We start from the raw sequence: 26,521 nt of genomic DNA, 5'->3' as shown, positions 1-26,521 counted from the left end.
GTACTTAAGACCTATGATAATTCAGATAAAAAAAGGCATAATAATATTGTAAGGAAAAACTTTTGAAGGAGGCAATTTTCCATGACTGAAAGAGAACGAATTATGGACTTAGTGAAAAAAGGTGTACTTTCCACGGAAGAAGCCTTGGATCTGTTAGAAGAAATGGCTAAGGAAAAAGACGAAGCACAAATTCAAAAAGACGATGATAGATTAAATGCACAAAAGCAAGCAGAACAACAGACAGATGCTGATGCCTCATTTGAACAAGCAACGAAAGACAAAAGCGCGGCAGATAAAAAACGCCTAGAAGAAATGTTAGATGAATTAGCAACTAGAGCAAATAAAGCGTCTGCCGAATTGGATGAAGTAAACGCCGAAATCAAAGGTGTAAAAGAAGAAATTGCAGAAAAAAGAGAAGAATCGATGCAAATCGATACAAAAGAAGAGCTAGATGAGTTAGACGAACAAGAACAAACTAGACGAGAAGAATTAAAAGAAGAAATTGATGACCTGCAAGCTTCTTTAGATGAACTAAATGAAGAGCGTAGTCATTTAGAAGAAAAATTAAAAACGATCCGAAAAGATCAATGGCAGCAAAAGAAAGAAAAATGGAATGAAAAAATGGATATACCGGATGATTGGAAAGAACAAGCCGGTGAAACATGGAATCAATTCGGCGGGAAAATGACTGAAGCTGGTAACCAGCTAGGAGATTTTCTAAAGAAAACCTTTGATAATGTATCCGAAACAGTCAACGAAAATGTTGAATGGAAAGATATCAATCTTCATGTACCAGGTGTTTCTACGACGAAATTTGAAAAAACTTTTGAATTTCCACAATCTGAGGCAAGTATTTTAGATATTAAGGTTGCTAATGGAAGTATGACATTTAATATGTGGGATGAAGATGATATTAGAATTGATGCTAAGATCAAATTATATGGAAAAATGGATGCTGCTACCCCAGAAGAAGCATTTGAACAACGTAGTCAGATTGTAGAAGATGGAGAACGCCTATCATTCCAAGTACCGAATAAACGCATTCGTTGTGATCTAGTCTTTAATTTACCAAAACGAACTTATGACCATGTTTCAATCAAGTCGTTAAATGGTGCGATCAATATTAATGAATTAGATGTAAAAGATATTTATCTAAAAACAACGAATGGTCAAATCGATATTGCTTCTATCAACGCATCTATGTTGGAAATTGAAGGTGTGCATGGCGCGATTAATGTAGCCGACGGCGAAATTATCGATTCGGTCATTGAAACCGTCAATGGAAATGTAACAATGAATGCTAGTCCGCAAAATATTGGTGTTTCTATTGTGAATGGTGATATTCGTTTAACCTTGAATGAAGATAAAGTAAATCGTTTAGATGCAAATTCAATTAACGGAAATATCAAAGTAGCTTTTCCAGCACAATTAGGTTTAGAAGCGAAAGCTAAAACCAACCTAGGATCCATCAATAGTCGTTTATCAGATTACGAAATCGTACGACAAAAAGATGAACGAACGAATCAATTGCTCCATTTCCGTCGTAGAAAAGATCCTACAGCGCAAGTTGATTTAACTACGACTACTGGAAATATTTATTTGAAAGATTCTGGGAAATAAGTGTAAAATAGAGTGAAGGATATTTATTTGAAGGTGGTGACTGGCGTGAAAAAGAAATTAACAAAGTCAAGAAATAATGTAGTACTAACAGGTACACTAGCAGGAATAGCAGAATATTTTACTATCGATCCAACGATTGTTCGTATTATTTATGTTTTTATTACGTTAACAGGAATTGGTGCCCCCGTGTTCTTATACATTGTAATGGCCCTGATTATTCCGGGAGATCATTCAAAACGTGGCGGCTATTATCATAAAAATTCTGGAAGTCAACAAAGACAACGTAAAGAAGCAGAGAAAGTAGATGAAGACGACTGGAGTGATTTTTAGTGAGCTATTTTGAGCGACTTATCGTAAATATGCTGACTTTTATCAGCTTATCGGTATTGCTGCCACAAATGGTTCATGTTCAGAGTCTTTTGACAGCACTTCTAGCAAGCTTTGTTTTGTCAATTTTAAATCTGTTGATCAAACCCATTTTGACACTCTTATCTCTTCCGCTAACGATTTTAACGATGGGGCTTTTCAGTTTTTTGATTAATGCTGTGATGCTGCAAATGACATCAAGTTTAGTTGGACCCGATAATTTCGGTTTTTCATCATTTGGTGCTTCTTTATTAGTTGCAGTGATTATGTCGGTGGTCAATTTAATTGTGACCGATCATAATATGCGTAAATATGTAAAATAGAAATAACCGTTTATTTGGATATTTTCAAATAAGCGGTTATTTTTAAATGATGATGGAAGTAAAAACTAGAGAAAGATCGCTAAAGAAGTGCTCTAGGGATTATAAAATTATGTTCTTTTTTGTAACGACGGTCTTTTAAAAACAGAGTTCATATAAACTTTACATAGATTGTCCAAAGCTTTACATAAAATTTATCTGTGATTTACATTCGCTTGTTAAGCTTAAGTTGTCAAAGGAAAGAATGACAATTTGAGCTTAATTTTTTATAGAAGAGAGGGGAACAATATTCATGAAAAAATTAACCAGTATGTTTTTAGTAGCTGGGATTTTATTAGCAGGTTGTGCTGGAGGAAATGCGGAAAATGGCGCTGGTGCTAATCAAACGGGTGATTCTTCACAGGGACATAAAATTGTTGCTGTTGGTTCCACTGCTTTACAACCATTGGTAGATGCAGGGCAAGAAGAATTTATACAGGAAAATCCTGATTATAATATTTCTGTTCAAGGTGGTGGAAGTGGTACTGGACTAAGTCAAGTAGAAAGCGGCGCAGTTACAATTGGTAATTCTGATGTATTTGCTGAAGAAAAAGAAGGTGTTGACGCGGATAAATTAGTAGACCATAAAGTGGCTGTGGTAGGTATGGCGCCTGTTGTCAATAAAGATGCAGGAGTGAAAGAACTATCCAAAGAAGAACTGATTGATATTTTTACAGGGGAAATTACAAACTGGAAAGAAGTAGGGGGAAATGATCAGGAGATTTCAGTAGTCAACCGCGCTTCAGGAAGCGGCACGCGAGATACATTTGAGAAATGGGCATTAGATGGTGCTGAAACGGTTCAAGCACAAGAACAGGATTCTTCAGGAACTGTAAAAAAGATTGTTGGTGAAACACCAGGGGCAATTAGTTACTTGGCTTTATCGTATCTTGATGATTCCTTACAGGAATTAGCTATTGACGGTGTAAAACCTACAGAGGATGCTATAAAAACGAACAATTGGGAAATTTGGTCTTATGAGCATATGTATACGCAAGGAAAACCAGATCCAGAGGTAGAAAAGTTTCTTGACTACATGGTTTCAGATGGTATTCAAAATGGTCCTGTCAAACAATTAGGTTATCTACCAATTACAGAGATGCAAGTAGAGCGTGACGCGCAAGGAGAAGTAACAGAAATAAAATAGAAGTAAAAAAACAAGCAGCCAAATATACTGCTTGTTTTTTGCAAGTTATAAAAAGGGCAGGCGAACGGTAAATGTGGACCCTAGGTCTGGATAACTATCTATTTTTACCTGACCGCCCAAAATTTTACTATAGTCTTTTACAATAGCTAATCCTAAACCATTGCCGCCAGAATTACGAGCACGTGCTTTATCTATGCGGTAAAACCGTTCAAAGATACGCTCTTGTTCTTGTTGACTAATACCAATGCCAGTATCTTCCACCAAAAGAATGAGTTCGTTAGCTTCTTTATAAAAACGAATGTTAATTTTACCTTTAGATGAAGTATAATGAACTGCATTTTCAATTAAATTTTTACAGATAGCTGTAAATAACTCAATTTTGCTATTGAACGTGAGATCTTTAGGTCCATCGATTGTCACTTGTATATTTTTTTCTTGAATGATTATACGATAATCATCAACAATCTTTTCAAGGAGATTTGTTAGATTTATTGGGGTGATGACATCGTTTGTATCAGTGCTTTTTGATGATTCTATGATTTCTTGGACTAAATCTTGCAGGCGATAAGCATCTTTTTGCATAATTTCTAAAAATGATTTAAGCACTTCAGGATCATCCTTTGCACCGTCAAGCAAGGTTTCAGTAAAACCAATCAGAGAAGTGACTGGTGTTTTAAGCTCATGAGAAACATTGCCAATAAAGTCATTCTGAAGTTTTTCTAACTCAGAAATACGAGTCATATCGTAGGAGATACCAAAAATGTAACCAGTATCTTGGAATAACCGGATCGTTACATCCAATAAATACTTTGTATCCGTCGTCCGTATTTTCTTGTTTATCAGCTTTGCATCATGGGTCTGATAAATTATTTGGATAAATTGCGGATCTGTAATCACAGCAGTAAAGGGCTGATTGATTTTTTGGGCATTAATATTTAGTTGTTGCGCTAGTGTTTCATTAATAAATATAACATTTCCTGTTTCATCAATAATAAATACACCTACAATCAAGTCATTCAATAAGGTATAAAATTGTCTTTCAGAAGTAGTAAAAGCATAATAAGTATCGCTCATTTGCTTACTCAAAGTATTAATACTCTGGTAAAGCTCTTGCCAGCCAGGAGAATTTTGTAAAATCTTTTTTTGCTGTTCAGGTTCTTTAATCATCTGTTTAATCACAGGCAATATGGTTTCTACAGGACGATTTTGTCTACGTAAAATACTTAGAATAATCAGGGTTAGTATGAGCCAAAAAACAAAGTTAACCCAGAAAATAGCTTGTTTCATTTGGTTTGCTGCAGGCAAAAAATTTTTAGTAGGCTCTGCCATACGGATAATTTGCGTGATTTCTCCGTTTTCTTTTACGGGAATAGCTATATATAAGACTTCTTGTTCTAATGTTGAACTCCTGCGTACCGATTGTCCTGAAACATTTCCTTCTAATACAGCTTTTACTTCAGGCCGTCTAGAACGACTGCCAGAAAGTTCAGTATCAAAGGTGTCAAAAATAATTTCTCCCGTTTTTGTTAGTTGAGTAATTCTTTCATCTGAATCTTTTACATAATCCAAAGCCGTTTGAGTAAAATCTTCATTTTCATTCTTGGTTAAACGAATAAAAGAAGAAGTTTTCTGCTGTAAAAAATCTTCGTGTTGGCTTAAAACTTGTTGATCATAAAAATTACTGATAAGTTGCCAACTAGCAAAAAATAGAAAGAATAAAGCAATTAGCCATGTAATATATTTACCTTTATTTTTTATCATAGCGTCTTACTCCGAAAACTTATAGCCAAAACCTCGGACAGTCTGAATGTGCTTAGGTTGTTTAGGATCTTTTTCAATTTTTTCTCTTAAATGACCGATATGAACATCAACAATTCGATTTTGACCATCAAAATCAAAATGCCAAATACAATCAAGTAGCATATCACGAGAAATGACACGTCCCTTTCTTTTCATAAAGTATACAAGCAGTTCAAATTCTTTGGGCGTTAATTCGATGGTTTCCTCACTTACCGTTACTCGATAATCATCCATGTTACAAACAATATTTCCGGCTCGTAAAATCTCGGAAGGTCCTTCGTCATTACTTGTTGTTTGTCGTACTTCTAGTCGACGAGAGATTGCTTTGATGCGTGCTATAACTTCTCTAGGGCTAAAAGGCTTGGTTAAATAATCATCTGCGCCAATTTCTAGACCTAAAATTCGATCAATTGATTCATCTTTTGCCGTTAAAATTAAAATAGGGGTATCAATTTTTTCTTGTCTTAATTTTTGCGTCAAATCGATACCGTCGATAAAAGGAAGCATGATATCTAAAATAATAAAATCGAACGTTTGATTCGTTGCTAATTCATAAGCTTTCTTGCCATCTTCAGCACTGGTGACTTGATATCCTGCTTTTTCTAGGTTAAAAGTCAATAGAGTAACAATAGAAGGTTCATCATCCACAACTAAAATTTTTTTCATAATATACTCCTACTTTTGCATATATAGTAATGATAAGCCGCAGTATGGCTTACCTTATTTTAGCATGAAGAAGGACAAAGCACTATTGAAAAATGTTTTAAATGTGCATGCAAAAATTATTTCTCAACTTCAATTCCCATTACCGTCAAATGACCGTTACCGATTAGTTTAATCACTAAGCTAGCTAGTTCTTCTGAAGTCATCGCGTTATCATTTTGTATCCACCAATGAAGCGTACTAATATAAATGGAAGACATAAATTCAATAATAAAACTGATAGGGATCTCGACATCATTTTCAGTAATACGTAAGCAAGCAAAAATATCAATATATTTTTCATAAGTAATACTTGCAAGTTTCTTACGGAAAGTTTCTAATGAATTACCGCTTAAAAGGATTGCAAAAAAATCTCGATTATCATAAATGACATCGTGCAGCTGTGTTAAGATTTGCTTAATTTTTTTAAGTTGTATTTTATTATCTTGCAGCACTTGAACAGGATCTAGAAGAGGTGTTAACGCATTCAAAGATTGGTCAAAAATTGACTCATATAGATCTTCTTTATCTTTGAAGTGAGCGTAAAAAGTTGCTCTGTTAATCATCGCTTCTTCTGCGATATTTTGAATCGTTACATTATTGTAGCCTTTTTCACTAACCAGTTTCATAAAAGCCTCTAAAATCATTTTTCGAGTGCGAATCACGCGAAGATCGGTCTTACTTTTCATAAAAAATCCCTCACTTATTCAACGGATATCTCATCTTTGTTGTTTATATCACAAATGTTACAAGATTGTTTGTTGCAAACAAAAAGAAAGCATTTTAAACTATACACAAAGATTATATCAGACTTCTTGTTAGTTATTAAACAAAGTGTTTGATAAGAGGGAAGGGAATTAAGTGGTTTTACGGGCAGGGATTGATGTAGGATCTACAACTATAAAGCTTGTTATAATAGATCAAAAACAAAACGCCATCTTTTCTAAGTATAAGCGTCATTATTCGGATGTAAAAAAAGCAACCGAAAAGATTTTAAGACAAGCCAAAGAAGTTATTGGTAAAAAAGCGCTAACAATATCCATTACTGGTTCTGGAGGAATGTCTCTAGCAGAAGTGATGAAAATTCCTTTTATCCAAGAAGTTATCGCTTGTACAAAAACTGTTGAAGAAGTGATTCCTAAAACAGATGTTGCGATTGAATTAGGAGGCGAAGATGCCAAAATCACTTTTTTTGAGAGATCTTTAGAACAACGTATGAATGGCAGTTGTGCAGGTGGAACAGGCGCTTTTATCGATCAGATGGCTTCTTTGTTAGAAACAGATGCTAATGGCGTTAATGAGTTGGCTAAAAGCCATCAACAGATTTATCCGATTGCTTCTCGTTGTGGTGTTTTTGCCAAAACAGATGTTCAACCATTACTCAATGACGGTGCTGATAAAGAAGATATTGCTGCAAGTATTTTTCAGGCGGTGGTCAATCAAACAATCGCAGGTTTAGCTTCGGGGCGTAAAATCAGAGGAAAAATCGCTTTTTTAGGCGGTCCTCTTTATTTTATGTCGGAACTACGTCAACGTTTTATTGAAACCTTAGAAATCGCAGAAGAAGATGTTATTTTTCCGCAAAACCCGCAACTTTATGTAGCAATGGGCGCTGCATTTTATTCAGAAACAAACAAAATGACGTCGATTGATCAATTGCTGGATTGTTTAATAAACGGAAATGGACAACAATTGATTCCCACAGAAACTTTACCTCCTTTATTTGCCACAGAAAAAGAGTTAAGTGAATTTCAGCAGCGTCATCAAAAGGCAACAGTGAAGGAGTCCAGTTTAACAGAATTTAGCGGGAATGCTTTTTTAGGCATTGATGCAGGTTCGACCACCACTAAAATTGTTTTAATCGATGGTAAAGGAAGTATTTTATACTCCTTTTATGGCAATAACGAAGGCGAACCACTACAAAAGACCATCGATGTGTTAACCAAGCTTTATCAAAATATGCCAGCAGATGTTTTTATCGCTAAAGCATGTGTGACAGGCTATGGGGAAAAGCTTATTAAAAATGCTTTAAAAATTGATATTGGTGAAGTGGAAACAATGGCTCACTACAAAGCTGCTGATTTCTTTTACCCAGGTGTTGATTTTATTTTGGATATCGGTGGGCAAGATATGAAGGCGATGACGATAAAAGACGGCGCGCTTTCTTCTATTCAGCTAAATGAAGCTTGTTCTTCAGGCTGTGGGTCTTTTATTGAAACATTTGCTAAGTCCTTAAAATATGGCGTTGAAGATTTTGCGAAAAAAGCCCTAAGCGCAAAGGCGCCGGTTGATTTAGGCTCAAGATGTACAGTATTTATGAATTCAAAAGTAAAACAAGTACAAAAAGAAGGCGCTACCGTTGCTGATATTTCCGCTGGTTTATCCTATTCCGTGATAAAAAACGCTATATACAAGGTTATCAAAGCACGTCGGCCAGAAGCGTTAGGTGAAAAAATTGTTTGCCAGGGGGGCACGTTTTATAATCAAGCGATTTTACGCGCATTTGAACTAGTGACAGGCCGCCAGGTAGTTTGCCCCTCAGTTGCGGGTTTAATGGGAGCCTATGGTGCCGCTTTAATCGCGGCGGATGATTATCAAAAAGGCACAAAAAGTAGCCTGCTTTCTTTAGATGAATTGCAAAATTTTCATGCTGAAAAAGAATTTACTCCTTGTGGTTTGTGTGAAAATAACTGTATGCTGACTGTTACCTTATTTTCTGATGGCAGGCAATTTATTACTGGCAACCGTTGTGAACGTGGTGCAAGAATAAAAATAAAAAAAGAAGATCGCAAAGTAAACTTGGTCAATGATAAATATAAACGTCTGTTCAAATATCGTCCGCTAAGAAAAAAAGAAGCTTTCCGAGGAGAAATAGGCATTCCTCGTGTTTTGAATATGTATGAAAATTATCCATTATGGCATACATTTTTTACTGATTTAGGTTTTAGAGTAAAACTATCTCCTCCTTCCAATAAGGAGTTGTTTGAAAAAGGTATCGAGACAATTCCAAGTGATACGGTTTGTTATCCCGCAAAAATGGCACATGGTCATATTCAAAAATTGATTGATAAAGGAATTCCACGAATTTTTTATCCGGGAGTCATTTTTGAACGAGCGGAAGATCAAAAAGCGGATAATCATTTTAACTGTCCGATTGTTCAGAGTTATCCTGATGTTATCAAAAATAATGTCGATGACATTCGAGCAGGAAAAGTGATTTACTATCATCCTTATTTAAATTTAGCCAACGAAACAACTATGGTTGAATCATTAACTGCTACATTTAACGATCTGAAGATTCCAAGAGAAGAAATTGCGCAAGCATTGCGACATGGTTATGAAGAATTAGATAATTTCAAGCAAGATCTTCAGCAAAAAGGTGAAGAAACATTGGAAATGTTGATGCGAAAAAATGCGCGTGGGATAGTTTTAGCCGGACGACCTTATCATTTAGATCCGGAAGTTAATCATGGGATTTCAGAGCTGGTTACACAAGAAGGTTTTCATGTGCTGACAGAAGATAGCATTTCCCATTTAAGTGATGTGGGAAATCTTCGAGTGGTTAATCAGTGGGTGTATCACTCACGATTATATGCAGCTGCTCGTTTAGTCGCAAAAACACAAAATTTAGAATTAGTACAATTAAATTCCTTTGGATGTGGATTGGATGCAGTGACCACTGATCAAGTAGAAGAAATTCTAAGACAATATGGAAGAATTCATACCGTATTAAAAATTGACGAAGGATCTAATTTAGGAGCGATCCGAATTCGTTTACGTTCATTAAAAGCTGCTGTTAATGAGCGCGAGAAAAATCATTTTGTGGCAGAAAAAAGATTTGAAGAACCCGAAAAGATTGTTTTTACAAAAGAGATGAAAAAACGTCATACTTTGCTTTTACCGATGTTAAGCCCCATTCATCAAGAAGGTTTGGTAGATGTCGCACTGCAGGCTTCTGGTTATAATGTTGTTTGTCTGCCAGCACAAGACAGAAAAGCCATCGATGTAGGATTACAATATGTAAACAATGATGCTTGTTATCCAGCGATTATTTCCATTGGTCAATTGGTTGAGGCGTTAAAAAGCGGTAAATACGATTTAAATAATACTAGTGTAATGATGTCACAAACTGGTGGAGGGTGTCGAGCTACAAATTATATTCCGCTTTTAAGAAAAGCCTTAAAAGATGCCGGTTTTTCCTATATACCTGTTGTTTCTGTTTCTATGGGAAATCAAGGTGTGGAAAGTAATCCTGGTTTTAAATTAAGCTTACCTTTAATGAAACGAGCAGCTGTTGCTTTTATGTATGGGGATTTATTTGAACGAGTCGTTTATCGTACAAGACCTTATGAACTAGAAAAGGGTGCTGTTGACCGTCTGCATCAAACTTGGCTGAAAAAAGTCGAAAAAAATGTAGGAAACGGTTCATTTGCACAGTTCAATCACAATATGAAAGCTATTATTGCAGACTTCGATAAGATTCCTATCACAGATGAAATTAAACCAAAGGTAGGTGTTGTGGGTGAAATTTTAGTGAAGTACTCGCAAACGGCTAATAATGATATCGTTCATCTATTGGAAAAAGAAGGGGCAGAAGTGGTTGTTCCAGATATCGTTGGATTTATGAACTATTCCTTATATAATCAAACTTGGAAATATGAAAACTTAGGCGGGGCTAAGAAAAGTAAATATCTGGCGGAATTTGCGATCAAAGTAATTGAAAAAATCCAAAAGCCTATGGATAAAGCCTTACGCCATTCCAATCGTTTTACAGGATTAACGCCTATAGCAGAACTTGCTGAAAGTGCCAGCAAAATTTTATCAATTGGTAATCAAACCGGAGAAGGTTGGTTTTTGACAGGCGAAATGATTGAATTACTAAAAACAGATGTGAACAATATTATCTGTATGCAGCCATTTGGCTGTTTACCTAACCATGTGGTCGGTAAAAGTGTTTTTAAAGAGTTACGTCAGCAATATCCAAAAGCCAATATTACGGCCATCGATTATGATCCAGGCGTTTCAATGGTTAATCAATTAAACCGTATTCGTTTAATGCTGGCTACAGCCAATAAAAATTTAACTTCCAAAGTATCTATTTGATAACAAAAACCTTCAAATTGTGGAGAAAAATCTCTACAGTTTGAAGTTTTTTTATACCCAGCAATGTTGACTTTGTATCTTTTTTCAAGTAAGTTCATTTCTACTTCTTGAATTGTAATATCTTGATTCGTCGTTACATCTTGGCATATTTGTTTCATTATCAAATATCGATGCTCGATATTTCGTTATTCATACTAAGTGAAAATGAAAATCATAGACATTCTTTCTTGTTTTTACTAATATGTGTAAGCTTCTTAACGGCTTATATTACTAATATATGTGAACGCTTTAATAATATATGTTATTATTAATATAAGATGAAGGAGGTGAACGTAGATGTATAAAGGAATTGAATGTAAGATTTATCCCAATCAACAACAAGCTGATATCATACAAATGACTTTTGGCCATACAAGATTTATTTGGAATCAAATGTTAGGGATGTTAAACGAACGTTATCAAAATAATAAAGCCTTAAAAATGCTTTCTTATTGCACATTATCCTCACTGATTCCTCAGTTAAAACGTGAACACACTTGGCTTAAAGACGTTGATAGTGTAGCGATTCAATGTTCAGTCAAAACCTTATCTGAAACCTTCGAACGTTTCTTTAAAGGATTTTGTCGTTATCCTAAATTCAAATCAAGAAAGCAACATCAACAGTCTTATTTAAGCACGATTCGAGGGCAGAATATTCGATTGAATTACAATCAGAGATATATCAAATTGCCTAAATTAGGTTGGGTGAAGTGTAAACCCAGTGTGCAGCATATTGAAAATGAACGGATCCAATCTGTGACGGTGAAACAACGACCTAGCGGGAAATACACTATTTCTGTTTTGGTTACGAGCGAAAATCAAGCACTAACTAAAACAGGGAAAAGCGTAGGCATTGACTTAGGTGTCTCAGATTTTGCGATTACGTCTGACGGACACAAATACCCTTCGCAAAAATTACACTTAAAATATCAACGTCAACTTCATTATTGGGAAAAACGCATGGCGAGACGACGATTGAAAGCCAAAGCTGCAGGCATTGACTTAAAAGATGCCAAAAACTATCAAAAATCACGCCAACATGTGGCACGAATCCATGAAAAAATCACTAACACACGTAAGAATGATATCCATAAAATCACAACAGATTTAGTTGAAAACTATGATGACATCGTGATTGAAGATTTGAAAACATCAAACATGTTAAAGAATCATAAGTTGGCACGAAGTATTGCGTCGCAGTCATGGCACCTCTTTAAAACGATATTAACATATAAATGTAGGATATACGGTAAACAACTTCGCTGTGTGAATCCGTATAAAACGTCGCAATATTGTTCAAACTGTGGCTATGATAGTGGCAAGAAGGCCTTGGCTATTCGACATTGGACTTGTCCATCCTGTCATACAAATCATGATAGAGATATTAACGCAGCGCAAAATATAAGAAATATTGGCTTGGAACAAGCCTTAGTCAAATAGCTTAGACCGCTGTTTTGTTTTGAAATAAACAAATCAAGTCATAGGTGTTCCTAGAAACTCGTTGCTTTAGTAACGATGTAGTTCATTCCAGTGATATGAAACGTTCAATAGATACAGCTGAAGCTGTTTTAGACGGTTTAGGGCAAGACAATGAAGCAGTCCATGAAATGAAGGGCCTACGTGAAGCTGGCTCTGGGCAATTTGAAGGGGAATCATTAGACACTATTGATGAAGAGCAAGCAAAAGAAGCAGGTTATGACTCTTATGATGAATACGAAGACGACAAACGAAAGACAGATGAAGACGAGTGGACTTGGTTAGCTAACGCTCACTATTATGCAGATCAATCCGGTTATGCTGAAGGTGCCGATAAAGTACAAGAGCGAATGACAGATGCTATTGAAAAAATTGCTGAAAAACAAAATGAAGAAGGTGGTGGTAATGTTTTAGTTGTAAGTCACGGCATGTCTATCAATGTGATGTTAGCGGATATGACTGATAAATATGAGGGGGATTCTTTAGAAAATGCCAGTGTGACTAAAATTCATTATCAAAACGGAGATATGGAAGTAGAAAGTATTGGAGATACTTCTTATCTAGAAGAAGGCGAAGAATAAATAGTTAGTGACGATGAATCAAGTAGGGGAAGTTTTGTTAGTAAGTAAAAATATTTCATTCGTCTAATCAATGAACAGTAAGATACTAGAAATTTTTTCTTTTCTAGTATCTTTTTGTTTTCAATGATAGAATAGAAAAGAAAATAAGGTTAGAAAAGAGGGAACAAAATGGTGGAAACTATCAAAGTAGGTGATTTAGCTCAAGCTTTGGACTTAGAAGTTGTCAGTGGCGATGAACAAGCCTTGTCGCGCGAAATTATTACTGGTGATGTTTCTCGCCCTGGACTTGAACTAACAGGGTATTTTAATTATTATTCTCATGATCGCCTGCAACTTTTTGGTAGCAAAGAAATTACTTTTTCACGACGTATGATGCCTGAAGAACGCTTGATCATTATGCGACGTTTATGTGCAGAGGACACACCAGCTTTTATTATTTCAAGAGGTTTAGAAGTACCTGAAGAGATGCTTACTACTTGTACGGAAAATCAATTACCTATTTTACGTTCTAAAATTACTACTTCACGCTTGTCAGGGCAAATTTCAAGTTATTTAGATGCTCGTTTAGCGGTTAGAGAGAATGTACACGGGGTGTTAGTTGACGTTTATGGCTTGGGTGTCTTGTTGCAAGGAGACAGTGGTATAGGAAAAAGTGAAACAGCGCTTGAATTGATCAAAAGAGGACATCGCTTAATTGCAGATGATCGAGTAGATATTTATAAGCAAGATGAATTAACTTTAATGGGAGAACCGCCACAAATTCTTGAACATTTGATTGAAATTAGAGGGATCGGCATTATTGATGTGATGCATTTATTTGGCGCAAGTGCCGTTCGTGGACAGATGCAAATTCAATTAGCCGTTTATTTAGAAAGTTGGGAAAAAGACAAAAAATACGATCGTTTAGGTTCTTCTGATGAAACAGTAGAGCTCAACAATGTCTCTATCCCGCAAGTGAAAATACCAGTAAAAACAGGACGGAACCTTTCGATTATTATTGAAGTTGCCGCGATGAATTTCCGCGCAAAAACGATGGGATATGATGCAACAAAATCTTTTGAAGATCGATTGACACGTTTGATTGAAGAAAATTCTGATTTATAGAAAAGAGGCAGGTTAATGACAGGAGTAGTCAGCCGAACGGCATTTGAAATTTTCGGGGTCGATATTTATTGGTATGCGATCATTATTATTTCGGGCCTTGTTATCGCTATGTGGTTAAGTTCTAGAGAAGCTGTGCGAGCCGGGCTAAGGGAAGAAGATGTGACCGATTTTATGTTAGCGGGGATACCGATTGCTTTTATCGGTGCGCGTCTTTATTACGTTTTATTTAATATCGGTCCTTATTTGAATGACCCTATTCAAATATTTAATCTTCGTTCCGGGGGTTTGGCGATATATGGTGGATTAATTGCAGGAGGATTGTGGCTGCTTTTCTTTTGTCAAAGAAACTTCATACCCACTTGGACCTTTTTGGACATTGCAGCACCTAGTGTATTATTAGCGCAAGCTATCGGACGTTGGGGAAATTTTATGAATCAAGAAGCTTATGGTCCAGTCACTACAAGAAGCTTTTTAGAAGGTCTACACCTTCCCGATTTTATTATTAATAATGTGTATATTGAAGGAGCTTATCGGCAGCCAACCTTTTTATATGAGTCTGTGTGGGGCGTTTTGGGCTTTATAGTATTAGTCATATTACGTAAGAAAAAAGGCTTATTCAAAGAAGGGGAAGTTGCTTTAAGTTATGTCATATGGTACAGTTTTGGCCGCTTTTTCATCGAAGGATTGCGTACGGATAGTCTCTATTTATTTGGTTCTATTCGTGTCTCACAACTTCTTTCTCTCGTCTTATTTTTAGGAAGTTGCTTCCTTTTAGTATGGCGTCGTAGGAAAAAGAAACAATTAAAAGATTATGATCGAACAGAAGGCAAAAATCAATATATTATTTAGTAAGCTTTAAAAAATAAATTATGGTAAAATCTAAAACAGTTAGCTGCAAGAAAATAAAAGGAGGTTTCATCGTTGAAACAAAAAATTACCGTGTTAGGCCCTGGATCTTGGGGAACAGCTTTAGCACAAGTGCTAGCAGAAAATGGGCATGAGGTGAATCTGTGGGGAGATAATCCCGCTCAAATTGACGAAATTAATACTTATCATACCAACCGGCACTACTTACCGGATTTAAAAATACCAGAAAGTGTTAAAGGGCAAAAAGATTTAAAAATAGCAGTAAAAGATGCGGATGCGATTCTTTTAGTGGTCCCTACTAAAGCGATTCGTAGTGTAGCTAAACAATTAGCTACACTCGTTGAAAATAATCCTTATATCATTCATGCTTCAAAAGGTTTGGAACAAGGAAGTCATAAACGTATTTCTGAAGTGATCAATGAAGAGATCCCTGCCGAAAAAAGAAAGGGAATGATTGTATTATCCGGACCCAGTCATGCAGAAGAGGTGGCTGTTCACGATATTACCACGATTACTGCTGCAAGTCCGGACAATGAGGCGGCGAAATATGTGCAACAAACTTTTATGAATCATTATTTACGTATTTACACCAATAATGATGTTGTCGGTGTTGAAACGGGCGCTGCTTTAAAAAATATTATCGCTATTGGCTCAGGTGCAATTGCAGGTCTTGGTTTTGGCGATAATGCAAAAGCGGCTATTATGACAAGAGGCTTAGCCGAAATTAGTCGTTTAGGTGTGGCTATGGGGGCTGAAGCTCTAACATTTAGCGGTTTAAGTGGTGTAGGTGATCTGATTGTTACTTGTACAAGCGTGCATTCAAGAAACTGGCGCGCGGGTAATATGTTAGGAAAAGGACAAAAGCTACAAGATATTTTAGATAATATGGGCATGATTGTAGAAGGTGTTTCTACCACAAAAGCAGCGATGGAACTAGCGCAAAAATTAGAAGTTGAAATGCCGATAACTGAAACGATTTATCGGGTCCTTTATGAAGATAAAGACATCGATCAAGCAGCCAAAGAAATTATGATGCGTGATGGTAAAGTAGAAAATGAATTTTCTTAAGAAATAAGATAAAAGGAGACTTCTTTCATGAAAGTAAGAAAAGCAGTGATCCCAGCAGCAGGTTTAGGTACCCGCTTTTTGCCAGCGACTAAGGCAATGGCTAAAGAGATGCTTCCTATCGTTGATAAACCAACCATACAATTTATTGTGGAAGAAGCGTTGAATTCAGGGATTGAAGATATTTTAATCGTTACAGGTAAAGCTAAACGACCGATTGAAGATCACTTTGACGCTAATTTAGAGTTGGAAATGAGTTTAAAAGAAAAAAATAAAACAGACTTATTACAATTAGTTGAAGAAACGACGGATGTTAACCTCCATTTTATTCGTCAATCTCATCCAAGAGGGTTGGGTCATGCTGTTTTACAGGCAAAAGCTTTTGTGGGCAACGAACCATTTGTTGTGATGCTAGGCGATGACCTAATGCAAGGAAGAGTACCACTAAGTAAGCAATTGATGGAAGACTATGAAAAAACACATGCTTCTACAATTGCTGTAATGAAAGTTCCTCATGAGGATACATCTAAATATGGGATTATCAATCCAGATGCTCAAGTAGAAGATGGCTTGTATAATGTAAACAGTTTTGTGGAAAAACCTGAACCGGAAGTAGCGCCGAGTGATTTGGCGATTATTGGTCGCTATCTATTGACACCAGAGATTTTTTCCATTTTGGAAAATTTAGCGCCAGGTGCCGGTGATGAGATTCAATTGACGGATGCTATTGATATTTTAAATAAAACACAGCGTGTATTTGCGCGTGAATTTAGAGGTAAGCGATTTGATGTAGGGGATAAATTCGGTTTTATGCAAACAAGTATTGAGTATGGACTTGCTCATCCGCAAATCAAAGATGATTTGACGGATTATATTATTAAATTGGGGAATGAATTAAGTAAAAAAAGACAATTGACTGAAACGAAAACTAGAAAAACGGATACAAAAGAAAAATAAGAATAGCTTTTTGCTATTCTTATTTTTCTAAAATGGAGGTTAGTAATGGTTCCCGATAGTACAATTATTGTAAACGCATTGGCGCTTTTTATCTTAATTGCCTTACTTTTAGCTACCTTCTTCATTTTAAGACGAAAAGCCAGTATACAAGTTATACCACTGCTTGTGGGAATTGCTTTTTTTATCATTTTTTCTTTGGTCTTAGAACAAGGGTTGCATAGCATTGTTTTACAACCAAATGCCCAAGGACAAATTTCTTTAATGAATACTCATCCTTTGCTTTATATCCTTTATGGGATATTTGCTGCAGGAATTTTTGAAGAGCTAGCAAGGTTTATCGCTTTTAAGCTTTTAAAACAAGGTTATGCAAATTTTGGCACTAGTCTGGCCTATGGGCTAGGACATGGGGGTATTGAAATGCTGATTATTGGTGGCGGATCTTTACTTGGAAATTTGGTTATCAGTATTTTACTACGTAACCCCAATGGTCAACTCGCCCAAGAATTATCACCAAGTATTATACAAGCTTTACAAAATACTTCTGCTGGGGAGATATTTTATGTTGTAATCGAACGTTTTCCAGTATTATTAGTACAAATCTGTCTGTCGGTACTGGTGTGGGTTGCAGTGAATAAGACAAAACAGCTTTGGCTTTTTCCATTAAGTATTACAATCCACGCACTCATTGATTTACCCGGCGCCATGGTGCAAGTAGGCTTTTTAAGTAACTATGTTGTTTTATATGGTTCATTATATCTAATGACTGCAGGATTGATCTTTTTTACTATGCGTATATTAAAAAACAATGAACTTTATCCATTAAAAAAAGGGTTGCCTTAAATTTAGCTTATATTATGATAAAAAATCAGCATTTAGAACGATTATTATTTGTTTTAAAATTTTGAAAATGATATGCTTATATATATTAAAGAATACGAAAGGGGTTTTGGTATGACTGCTGGAGGTATTGCTGGTTTAATTGCCGCTATTGCATTTGCAGTGCTAGTTATCTTTCTGGTAAAATTATTGCTGAAAGTGGAAAAGACGGTAGCTTCCGTTGAAAAAACAGTAACAGAAGCGAACAATACAATAGAAGTAGTAACAAAAGATGTAGATTTACTTTCACGAGAAGTGGAAGGGCTACTTACAAAAAGCAACGAACTATTTTCAGATGTAAATAAAAAAGTTGCTACGATCGATCCATTATTTACTGCGATTGCTGATTTAAGTAGCAGTATTTCAGAGCTGAATGCTTCTGGAAAAAATCTTGTCTCAAGAATTGGTGATTTAGGAAAAACAACAGCACAAGCGACAGTTGCTGGAAAAGTAGGACAAACTGCAATGAAGTTTTTTAAACAACGTAATAAAGAAGAATAATTGGAGGGATCCTTATGGGAAAAAAAGATGGATTTATATTAGGCGCTATGATTGGTGGTACAGCAGCTGCAGTAACAGCTTTGCTACTGGCGCCAGAATCTGGGAAAGAACTACGCGATAAATTGGCGAAACAAGTGGACCATGCACTAGATGCTGCTTCAGATTATACTGATATTGCAAAAGACAAGGGCAGTGATTTAACAGATTTAGCTAAAGAGAAGGCTGATGATCTTAGCAAACAAGCAAGTGATCTTGCTGACTCAATGAAAAGCAAAACTAAAGATACAGCTGAAGATGTTAAAGATACAATGTCAGATGCTGCAGAAGACTATAGTGATTTAGCTAGTGACATCGCAGAAGATGCTAAAGCGACAGCGTCAGATGTTTCTGATGAAGTACAAGATACGGCTGAAGATATTATCATTGATGTAAAAGACACTTCAGACGCGGTACAAGATACAGTTTCTGAAGCTGCCGACCAAGGAAGCTCGATCGCACAAGATGCCAAAGATCAAGCAGATGATGTTACTGCAGAGACAAAAGCAAACATGGCTGATGAACACGAAGATATCAAAGAATACTTTGACGATTCAGTAGAAGATTTAAAAGATCATGTTGAAAAAAATAATCCAGGCGAAGAATAGTGAGAACCAATTAAACCGAGCAAAGTAGTGTTATATTACTTTGTTCGGTTTTTTCTTTGGACAAAAGTCTGAGTCCGAAAGTAAGGACCCAAAGCGAAATGTTTAGACCTAAGTCTAGAAAGAAGAGTCAGCAAATAAGTTTTTCAAACACAACTTTACCTTGAAGAAGGGTAGGACATTGTTTTTTAAAACTGTGAGTGATTAGTGGCATCTTTTTAAATGTTCCATCAATGGATAAATTCTTGGAGGTAACTTGCTCTAGTTGGCTCCAATATCTATAAATAATGGTGATAAAAAAGAAGTCAAACGTTATACAAACAAAAATCACCTGCCATGTTAAGCAAAGCAGGTGATTTTCCATCATTTATTCAATAATTTGTAACTCTTTGTTGGTTTTAGTAAATGGCTGACAGCCTTCTTTAGTGACGTAAACACAATCTTCTATACGTACGCCAACTTCGTTTGGCAAATAGATGCCTGGTTCAATAGAAAAACACATGCCTTCTTCTAAGACAAGGTCATTACCGGCAACTAGCGAAGGGTATTCATGAATTGTTGTACCAATACCGTGGCCTAAGCGATGATTAAATGCTTCACCATAGCCATAATTTTCAATGACCTCACGCGCAATTCTATCTAACTCACTAGCTTTAATACCAGGTTTAACTGCTTCTTGTGCAGCAAGTTGCGCTTCTAGTACGATATCATAAATTTTACGTTGAAAAGCAGTAGGTTCTTTAAATGCCACAGTTCTTGTCGCATCACTACAATAATCTTTCCAAAGAACACCTAAATCAAATAAAACAAAATGATTCTTTTGGACTGGATCGTCACCAGGCGTGCCATGAGGATTAGCCGCTTTAGCTCCGGCTAAAACTTCTGTGTCAAATGACATTTTCGCTACACCTTTGCGTTTTAATTGATATTCAATTTCAGCGATAATTTCGGCTTCTGTGGCTCCTTCTTTAATTGCGGAAAAACCAATCTCAAAAGCAACATCCGCCCAAGAACCAGCTTCGACTAACTTATCAATTTCTGCAGGCGTTTTGCGTAATTGCATTTGTTCAATGACCGGCGTTAAGTTTTTAGAAAAGTTTGTTTTGGGAAAATAAGCAGCAAAAGCTTCAAAATGATCTAAACTTAAAGAAGACTTTTCAATGGTAATGTCTCCTGGCGTACCATAACGATTATGAATCTCAGAAGCAATCATTTTCCAAGGATCTTGAGCATCTTGATAGCCAATAACATCATATTGCCAGGAGCTTTCTTTTGCAGCTTGTGCGTCTAAAGCCGGGGTAAATAAAAAAGGATCTTTATCGGCAGAGAAAAATAACGCTAAAATCCTTTCGTGTGGGTCACTTGTAAAACCGGTAAAGTAGGAAACAGTATTAGGATTTGTAATATAAACAAGATCTGTTCCATTCTTTTTCATCCAGTCAGTTAATTCGTTTATTTTTTTATCATTCATAAGTATCCTTCTTTCTACTAACTTAACTAACATTCATTTTAGCATTCTTTGGATATAATTTCTAAAATTTACTTAAGAAAAAAGCATTTTCATGAAAAAAATGTAAAACGGTTGCACCTTTTTTAAAATTTGCTATTCTAGAAAAGAAATGAAAATACTGTTTTCAGAAAATAAAATGAACAAGGAGTTTTGAAAATGGAAAAACAGACAATTACGATTTATGACGTTGCGCGTGAAGCCAATGTTTCAATGGCAACGGTATCGCGTGTTGTTAATGGCAACCCGAATGTGAAACCTGCGACACGTAAGAAAGTTTTAGATGTGATCGACCGTCTTGATTATCGTCCAAATGCTGTCGCTCGTGGTTTAGCTAGCAAAAAAACAACTACGATCGGTGTTATTATTCCTGATGTCAGCAATATGTTCTTTTCTTCGTTAGCACGCGGGATTGATGATATAGCTACGATGTATAAATATAATATTATTTTAGCAAATTCTGATGGGGATAGTAATAAAGAAGTACAAGTTTTAAACAATCTGTTAGCTAAGCAAGTTGACGGTATTATCTTTATGGGTCACCGAATTACAGAAGAAGTTCGCGGAGAATTTTCCCGTTCAAAAACACCCGTAGTTTTAGCTGGTTCAATTGATCCAGATGAACAAGTAGGTAGCGTTAATATTGATTATACTAAAGCTACAGAAGAAGCTGTTTCTTTATTAGCTAAAAATGGACATGAAAAAATTGCTTTTGTAAGTGGTGCGCTTATTGATGCTATTAATGGACAAAACCGTTTGACTGGCTATAAAGAAGGATTAAAAGAAAACAATTTAGAATATAACGAAGGTATGATTTTTGAAGCTCCTTATGAATTTAAAGAAGGTTTAGCTTTAGTAGATCGTATTTTGAATAGTGGCGCAACAGCAGCTTATATTACTGACGATGAATTAGCTATTGGCGTTTTGGATGGCTTATATGACGCAGGCGTAAAAGTTCCAGAAGACTTTGAAATTATTACTAGCAATAATACGCTTTTGACTGATGTCACTCGTCCTCGTCTTTCAAGTGTTACGCAACCACTATATGACATCGGTGCGGTAGCAACCAGATTGCTAACAAAATTGATGAACAAAGAAGAAATCGAACAAAGAACTATTGTTCTACCATCAAGCATTATGGAAAAAGGTTCAACCAAATAAATTGTAAAATAAAAACATATTGAAAAACGTCTCAGCTTTGAGGCGTTTTTTTAACAAAATTATTTCATTAAAGATTAGGGTCTAATAAATTGCTTATTCAACAAAGGAAAGGTTATAATTTGGGAAAAGAAAGCTTTTTGTCTGTCAACTTTTTAATAACTAAAGCTGTAAAGTAAGTATAAGATTATGTTGATGTTGCTTGTTTTTTTATCCCAGAAGAAGGGGGATAGTATAAAGCAATGAACAATTACGTGATTTATCTTCGAGGCATCAATGTCGGAGGAAAGAATAAAATCAAGATGGCTGATTTGCGTTTGGTTTTGGATGCTACAGGTTTTAATCAGGTGAAGACTTATATACAAAGTGGAAATATAGTTCTGCAATCGTCATTATCTTGCACCGAAATTACTAGTCAGTTAGAAAGTTTACTTGTTCAAAACTTTGAGTTAGATAGTAAATTGGTTAGAGTGTTAGCTTTAGAGCATTCCTTGTATCAAAAAATTATAGAAGAGGCGCCTAAAACGTTTGGTGATAACACTGCTGAAATTGATTATCGCTATGAAGTTATGTTTTTGATAGGCGTTACTTCAGATGAAGTAATGAAAGAAGTGGCAATTCGTGAAGAGATTGATAGAGTTTGGCAAGGTAGTTATGCAGTATACTATCGTAGGCCGGGGCCTAAGCATCCTGATTATACTAAAAGTGCTTTATCTCGCATAATAAAAAAACCGATTTATCAATCGATTACTATGCGTAATTGGAGAACTACAATGAAAATGAATGAGTTGTTAAATACTTTGTAGGATATAAAAAAGCCAAGGAGAGCAGTCGCTTCCTTGGCTTTTTGTTAATCATCATTATCACTGTTGTTATCTTCAGGTCCGTTTTTCCAATAGTCTTCATAGTTGTTGTCACTGCCACCTATACCAAATTTAAAGCTTGGTCCTGGTGGTGTTCCTTTTGCCCAGTAGGAATCTGTTGTATCGCTAGGGACGCTCATTCTTGAACCGTCTACTTCGACGGTATCATTATCGTCTACCTTTGTACCAGTAAATTCAGAAACTTCTTCTTCTTTGACATCATCGTCTAATTCAAAGTCTTCATCAGCTCCTAGGCTATCTGGGTTTGCTTGATAGATCGAATTAGCTAGATAAGACATATATTGGGCAGTGCGTTTGCTAGCGTCACGATCTGTGCCCTGGTTGTCTTCACGTCCTGACCAACTGCTTAAAGTAGCTTTTGGTGTGGAAACAACTAACCATGAGTCTTTATAGTCATCGGTCGTTCCTGTTTTACCCACCCAGTCAGCGTTGGCTAGACTGTAATTTAAGTTACTAACGTCTGATTTAAATTCGGTCGTATGTCCAGAATCTATGACACCACGCATTAAATCATTCATGATCGAAGCTGCTTGTTTTGAATAAACACGTTCAGGGTTTTCTTTATGTTTGTATAAAGCATCTCCGCTGGAATCGGTAATGGAGTCAATCAGATAACCTTCCTGGTAAACACCATCGTTTGCTAAAGCTTGAAATCCATTGGTTTGTTGTAAGGTAGTTACTTCAGTTACACCTGATGAAGCAGACTCATAGGTCCAAGAATCTGTATCAGGATAGTTCATTTTTTTCAAATAATTATCATAAACAAAAGAAGTATCGTCCTCTTCATCTAAAATGTCTCGATAAATGTGATAACTAGCGATATTACTTGAATGTTCAAGAGATTCGCGAACTGTTTGGAATGTTTTCGTTCCTTTATTTGTTGCATTAACGATTGGATCGCCTTTATTTTCTCCTTGTCTCCATTTGGTTGGATAATCAGAAACACGAGATTCTGTTCCAATCAAACCTTGATCAATTGCTGGTCCGTAAACCAATGCTGGTTTAATAGCAGAACCTGCTTGTCGAGTAGAATTAAAGGCGTGGTTAAATTGATTATCTTCGTAATTTCTTCCACCTACAAAGCCAAGAATTTTACCCGTTTCATTATCCATATAGACATTTCCTACTTCAACTTGATTATTATTATCTAATAAGTAGCCATAATTTTCAGCTGTATCTTGCATGGCGTTATAAATGTCCTGATCGATGGTGGTGTTAACAGTATAACCGCCGTTTGCCAATTTTTGTTGGGCTTCTTGAATATAGTTTTGATAAGTTTCTTCTTCAGCAAAGTCTTCACTACTGATGTTATCTTCATCAGCTAGCTGTTGAGCGACAATTTCCAATGCTTCATTCATCACAGTATTATATAGAAAGTTGCGCTCGTTATTGTTATCCGAACTTTCTTGCCCTTGAAAATCCGCTGTTAAATCATAATCCCTGGCTTCTTCATACTCTTGTTTTGAAATATCGTGATTGCGGTACATACTAAACAAGACATAGTCTTTTCGATCTAGTCCAGGTTCTAAGTCTTCTTGTAACTCACCCGTATTTGTATACGGACTGTACACAATTGGACTTTGTGGTAAACCGGCAATAAATGCTGCCTGCGGTAAACTTAGTTCATCGGCATTTTCTCCAAAAATTCCTTCAGCGGCTTCTTGCACGCCTGCGATATTTTCTCCTTTATTATTCCGCCCAAAAGGTGAGACGTTTAAATACATTTCCACAATTTCATCTTTAGAAAAATTTCTTTCGACTTGAGTGGCTAATAAGATTTCATTGGCCTTACGTTCAAAGGTAACTTCATCAGATAAAATTTGTTGTTTGACAATTTGTTGAGTTAAAGTTGAACCACCACTTGATCCAATACCAGTTACTTCAGAGACAAGTGCTCGAAGAACAGCTTTTGGAACAAACCCTTGATGCTGATAGAAGTCTTCATCCTCTGTAGCTACAACAGCATCTTTTAGTAAATCCGACATTTCATCAGAACTTACACTATTACGCTTGATGTCAGTATCAATTGCTGAAATATTACTCCCATCCGCATAAGCTAAATGTGAAGTTTCGTCAACATTTTCTAAATCGCCTTCTAATTCTTCTTTAGTAGGTGCTTTGGTATCTTCAACTAGATAAGCAAAATAACCTGCCCCCATACCTGCGCCAAGCGCGCCAAATAAGATAAAAAGACTAACCACTACTAATAGTAGAGATTGGATCACTCGTATAACAATATGAAAATAAAACCATCCAGAATTTTTCTGTTGCTTTGTTTGTTTTGCTTTTTTGCTATTTTTTTCCTGCTGCGACAAATCCGTCACCTCGTTATATTTTTACTTCTGTCTGATTATAGCAAAAAATCGTTCACTTGAATAGTTAGACTATTTTAATTAAAAACAAAACTAAAGCTTTCTTTTAAAAGATTTTTCAGTTATCATTACAAATGAAACTATTTTACAAGGAGGAAAAGCCATGCATTCAAACTTTTTTCAGGAACTAAAACAACGTGGCTTGGTTCATCAAACAACAGATGAAAGAGCACTAGAAGAACAATTAAATAAAGAGTCTGTAAAACTGTACGTAGGTTTTGACCCAACGGCAGATAGTCTACATATCGGACATTTATTACCTATCTTAATGCTTCGACGTTTTCAACAAAACGGCCATACACCTATCGCACTTGTGGGTGGAGGAACAGGGATGATCGGGGATCCTTCATTTAAAGACCAAGAAAGACAATTAAATCCCCTAGAAACGGTACAAGACTGGTCGAACAACGTTAAGCAACAATTATCTCAATTTATTGATTTTAATAATGAAAAAAATCCAGCGATTGTAGCCAATAACTATGATTGGTTAGGTGAAATGACCTTAATTGATTTTTTAAGAGATATTGGAAAAAACTTTACAATTAATTATATGATGAGTAAAGAAAGTGTAAAGCGTCGCATTGATTCGGGCATTTCTTACACTGAATTTGCTTATCAATTATTACAAGCTTATGACTTTTTAAAGTTGTACCAAAAATACAGCTGTCTTTTGCAATTGGGGGGCAGTGATCAATGGGGCAATATTACTTCTGGTATTGAATTATTGCACCGCGAAGAAGGCGTCCAAGGTTTTGGTCTTACGATGCCTTTGATTACTAAAGCCGATGGCAAAAAATTTGGTAAAACAGAAGGAAATGCGATTTGGTTAGATGCGAATAAAACCAGTCCTTATGAATTTTATCAATTCTGGTTAAATACAGATGATCGTGATGCGGTACGATTTTTGAAATATTTTACTTTCTTTAGTTTAGATGAAATTGCACAAATTGAAGAAGAATTTAATCAAGCACCGGAAACAAGAGTTGCGCAAAAAGCGTTAGCTAAAGATGTGACGACTTTAGTTCATGGTCAAAAGGGGTATGAACAAGCCAAAAGAATTTCAGAGGCCTTGTTTAGTGGGTCCGTGAAAGAATTAAATACTGAAGAACTAGATCAGGCTTTTGGCGGAGTGCCCGCTTATGAAGTAGATTCTGACGATTCTTTGAATTTAGTCGAGATATTAATTGCGGCGGGTATTGATTCTTCCAAGCGACAAGCAAGAGAAGATATCAATAATGGCGCGATTTATTTGAATGGTGATCGCATTCAAGATACAAGCTATGAAATTCAAGCTTCAGACAAATTAGGTGGAAAGACCACTGTTATCCGTCGCGGTAAAAAAAGATATTTTCTATTACGTTTTTAAAAGAAGAGAAAATCATAAGAGACTCGTTTT

22 protein-coding genes are annotated in these 26,521 nt (G+C 36.0%); 17 read left to right on the top strand and 5 right to left on the bottom strand.

Annotated elements, in window-relative coordinates; translation table 11 throughout:
* Positions 1-81: 81 nt before the first annotated feature.
* The 4 genes from liaX (at position 82) to C7K42_RS03815 (ending at position 3,492) form a co-directional block, all read left to right on the top strand.
* Positions 82-1,620 carry a daptomycin-sensing surface protein LiaX gene (gene liaX / locus C7K42_RS03830; RefSeq protein WP_094243448.1) on the top strand — a complete coding sequence of 513 codons (1,539 nt, stop codon included), beginning with the start codon at positions 82-84 and terminating at the stop codon, positions 1,618-1,620.
* Positions 1,621-1,665: 45 nt separating this feature from the next.
* A complete protein-coding gene (locus tag C7K42_RS03825; RefSeq protein ID WP_014125102.1) occupies positions 1,666-1,950 on the top strand; it encodes a PspC domain-containing protein in 285 nt (94 codons plus the stop codon).
* On the top strand, positions 1,950-2,309 hold the full coding sequence (locus C7K42_RS03820; protein WP_103099940.1) for a phage holin family protein: 360 nt from the start codon (positions 1,950-1,952) through the stop codon (positions 2,307-2,309). The genes C7K42_RS03825 and C7K42_RS03820 overlap by 1 nt, the downstream gene beginning before the upstream one ends.
* A gap of 289 nt (positions 2,310-2,598) precedes the next feature.
* Complete coding sequence (locus tag C7K42_RS03815) at positions 2,599-3,492, top strand: phosphate ABC transporter substrate-binding protein PstS family protein (RefSeq protein WP_103099939.1); 894 nt, start codon at positions 2,599-2,601, stop codon at positions 3,490-3,492.
* Between the two features lie 45 nt (positions 3,493-3,537).
* Here the strand turns inward: C7K42_RS03815 and C7K42_RS03810 are convergent, their stop codons facing one another.
* The 3 genes from C7K42_RS03810 to C7K42_RS03800 form a co-directional block, all read right to left on the bottom strand.
* Complete coding sequence (locus C7K42_RS03810) at positions 3,538-5,253, bottom strand: sensor histidine kinase (RefSeq protein WP_061839928.1); 1,716 nt, start codon at positions 5,251-5,253, stop codon at positions 3,538-3,540.
* A gap of 6 nt (positions 5,254-5,259) precedes the next feature.
* Positions 5,260-5,958, bottom strand: a complete 699-nt coding sequence (locus C7K42_RS03805) for a response regulator transcription factor (protein ID WP_014125098.1) — start codon at positions 5,956-5,958, stop codon at positions 5,260-5,262.
* Positions 5,959-6,074: 116 nt separating this feature from the next.
* Positions 6,075-6,683, bottom strand: coding sequence for a TetR/AcrR family transcriptional regulator (locus tag C7K42_RS03800; protein ID WP_103099938.1), 609 nt, complete (start codon positions 6,681-6,683; stop codon positions 6,075-6,077).
* 172 nt (positions 6,684-6,855) lie between these two features.
* Between C7K42_RS03800 and C7K42_RS03795 the strand changes: the two genes are divergently transcribed.
* The 10 genes from C7K42_RS03795 to C7K42_RS03750 all read left to right on the top strand — a co-directional run bounded on the left by C7K42_RS03795 (position 6,856) and on the right by C7K42_RS03750 (position 19,207).
* Positions 6,856-11,097 (top strand): 2-hydroxyacyl-CoA dehydratase, encoded by a 4,242-nt coding sequence (locus tag C7K42_RS03795; RefSeq protein ID WP_103099937.1) that lies wholly within the window; start codon positions 6,856-6,858, stop codon positions 11,095-11,097.
* Between the two features lie 336 nt (positions 11,098-11,433).
* Positions 11,434-12,576, top strand: a complete 1,143-nt coding sequence (locus C7K42_RS03790) for an RNA-guided endonuclease TnpB family protein (RefSeq protein ID WP_014125095.1) — start codon at positions 11,434-11,436, stop codon at positions 12,574-12,576.
* A gap of 44 nt (positions 12,577-12,620) precedes the next feature.
* Positions 12,621-13,193, top strand: a complete 573-nt coding sequence (locus C7K42_RS03785; protein ID WP_257789726.1) for a histidine phosphatase family protein — start codon at positions 12,621-12,623, stop codon at positions 13,191-13,193.
* 168 nt (positions 13,194-13,361) lie between these two features.
* On the top strand, positions 13,362-14,297 hold the full coding sequence (hprK, locus tag C7K42_RS03780; protein WP_014125093.1) for an HPr(Ser) kinase/phosphatase: 936 nt from the start codon (positions 13,362-13,364) through the stop codon (positions 14,295-14,297).
* A gap of 15 nt (positions 14,298-14,312) precedes the next feature.
* Positions 14,313-15,146 (top strand): prolipoprotein diacylglyceryl transferase, encoded by an 834-nt coding sequence (lgt, locus tag C7K42_RS03775; protein WP_061839933.1) that lies wholly within the window; start codon positions 14,313-14,315, stop codon positions 15,144-15,146.
* A 72-nt stretch (positions 15,147-15,218) separates the two neighbouring features.
* A complete protein-coding gene (locus C7K42_RS03770) occupies positions 15,219-16,232 on the top strand; it encodes an NAD(P)H-dependent glycerol-3-phosphate dehydrogenase (protein WP_103099936.1) in 1,014 nt (337 codons plus the stop codon).
* Positions 16,233-16,259: 27 nt separating this feature from the next.
* Complete coding sequence (gene galU / locus C7K42_RS03765; RefSeq protein WP_061839935.1) at positions 16,260-17,186, top strand: UTP--glucose-1-phosphate uridylyltransferase GalU; 927 nt, start codon at positions 16,260-16,262, stop codon at positions 17,184-17,186.
* Between the two features lie 45 nt (positions 17,187-17,231).
* On the top strand, positions 17,232-18,026 hold the full coding sequence (locus tag C7K42_RS03760; protein WP_094243452.1) for a YhfC family intramembrane metalloprotease: 795 nt from the start codon (positions 17,232-17,234) through the stop codon (positions 18,024-18,026).
* A gap of 111 nt (positions 18,027-18,137) precedes the next feature.
* On the top strand, positions 18,138-18,563 hold the full coding sequence (locus tag C7K42_RS03755; protein WP_061839937.1) for a DUF948 domain-containing protein: 426 nt from the start codon (positions 18,138-18,140) through the stop codon (positions 18,561-18,563).
* A gap of 14 nt (positions 18,564-18,577) precedes the next feature.
* Complete coding sequence (locus C7K42_RS03750; RefSeq protein ID WP_069029028.1) at positions 18,578-19,207, top strand: YtxH domain-containing protein; 630 nt, start codon at positions 18,578-18,580, stop codon at positions 19,205-19,207.
* Positions 19,208-19,571: 364 nt separating this feature from the next.
* On the opposite strand, the gene C7K42_RS03745 is transcribed toward C7K42_RS03750, so the two are convergent.
* Positions 19,572-20,675: an aminopeptidase P family protein gene (locus tag C7K42_RS03745; protein ID WP_061839939.1), complete on the bottom strand. Its 1,104-nt coding sequence runs from the start codon at positions 20,673-20,675 to the stop codon at positions 19,572-19,574.
* A 195-nt stretch (positions 20,676-20,870) separates the two neighbouring features.
* Between C7K42_RS03745 and ccpA the strand changes: the two genes are divergently transcribed.
* Both ccpA and C7K42_RS03735 read left to right on the top strand, forming a co-directional pair.
* Entirely contained in the window at positions 20,871-21,872 is a 1,002-nt protein-coding gene (ccpA, locus tag C7K42_RS03740) for a catabolite control protein A (protein ID WP_069029026.1), read from the top strand.
* Positions 21,873-22,111: 239 nt separating this feature from the next.
* Positions 22,112-22,675 carry a DUF1697 domain-containing protein gene (locus tag C7K42_RS03735; protein WP_014125084.1) on the top strand — a complete coding sequence of 188 codons (564 nt, stop codon included), beginning with the start codon at positions 22,112-22,114 and terminating at the stop codon, positions 22,673-22,675.
* 44 nt (positions 22,676-22,719) lie between these two features.
* On the opposite strand, the gene C7K42_RS03730 is transcribed toward C7K42_RS03735, so the two are convergent.
* Positions 22,720-25,068: a transglycosylase domain-containing protein gene (locus C7K42_RS03730; protein WP_103099935.1), complete on the bottom strand. Its 2,349-nt coding sequence runs from the start codon at positions 25,066-25,068 to the stop codon at positions 22,720-22,722.
* Positions 25,069-25,228: 160 nt separating this feature from the next.
* Here C7K42_RS03730 and tyrS point away from each other — a divergent pair, with 160 nt between their 5' ends.
* Entirely contained in the window at positions 25,229-26,491 is a 1,263-nt protein-coding gene (gene tyrS / locus C7K42_RS03725; RefSeq protein ID WP_103099934.1) for a tyrosine--tRNA ligase, read from the top strand.
* Positions 26,492-26,521: the final 30 nt, after the last annotated feature.

The organism is Tetragenococcus halophilus subsp. halophilus DSM 20339, assembly GCF_003841405.1.
GTDB classification, from domain to species: Bacteria; Bacillota; Bacilli; order Lactobacillales; family Enterococcaceae; genus Tetragenococcus; species Tetragenococcus halophilus.
Note: the sequence above shows the minus strand (reverse complement) of the source record. Positions and strands in the feature narration are given on the sequence as shown.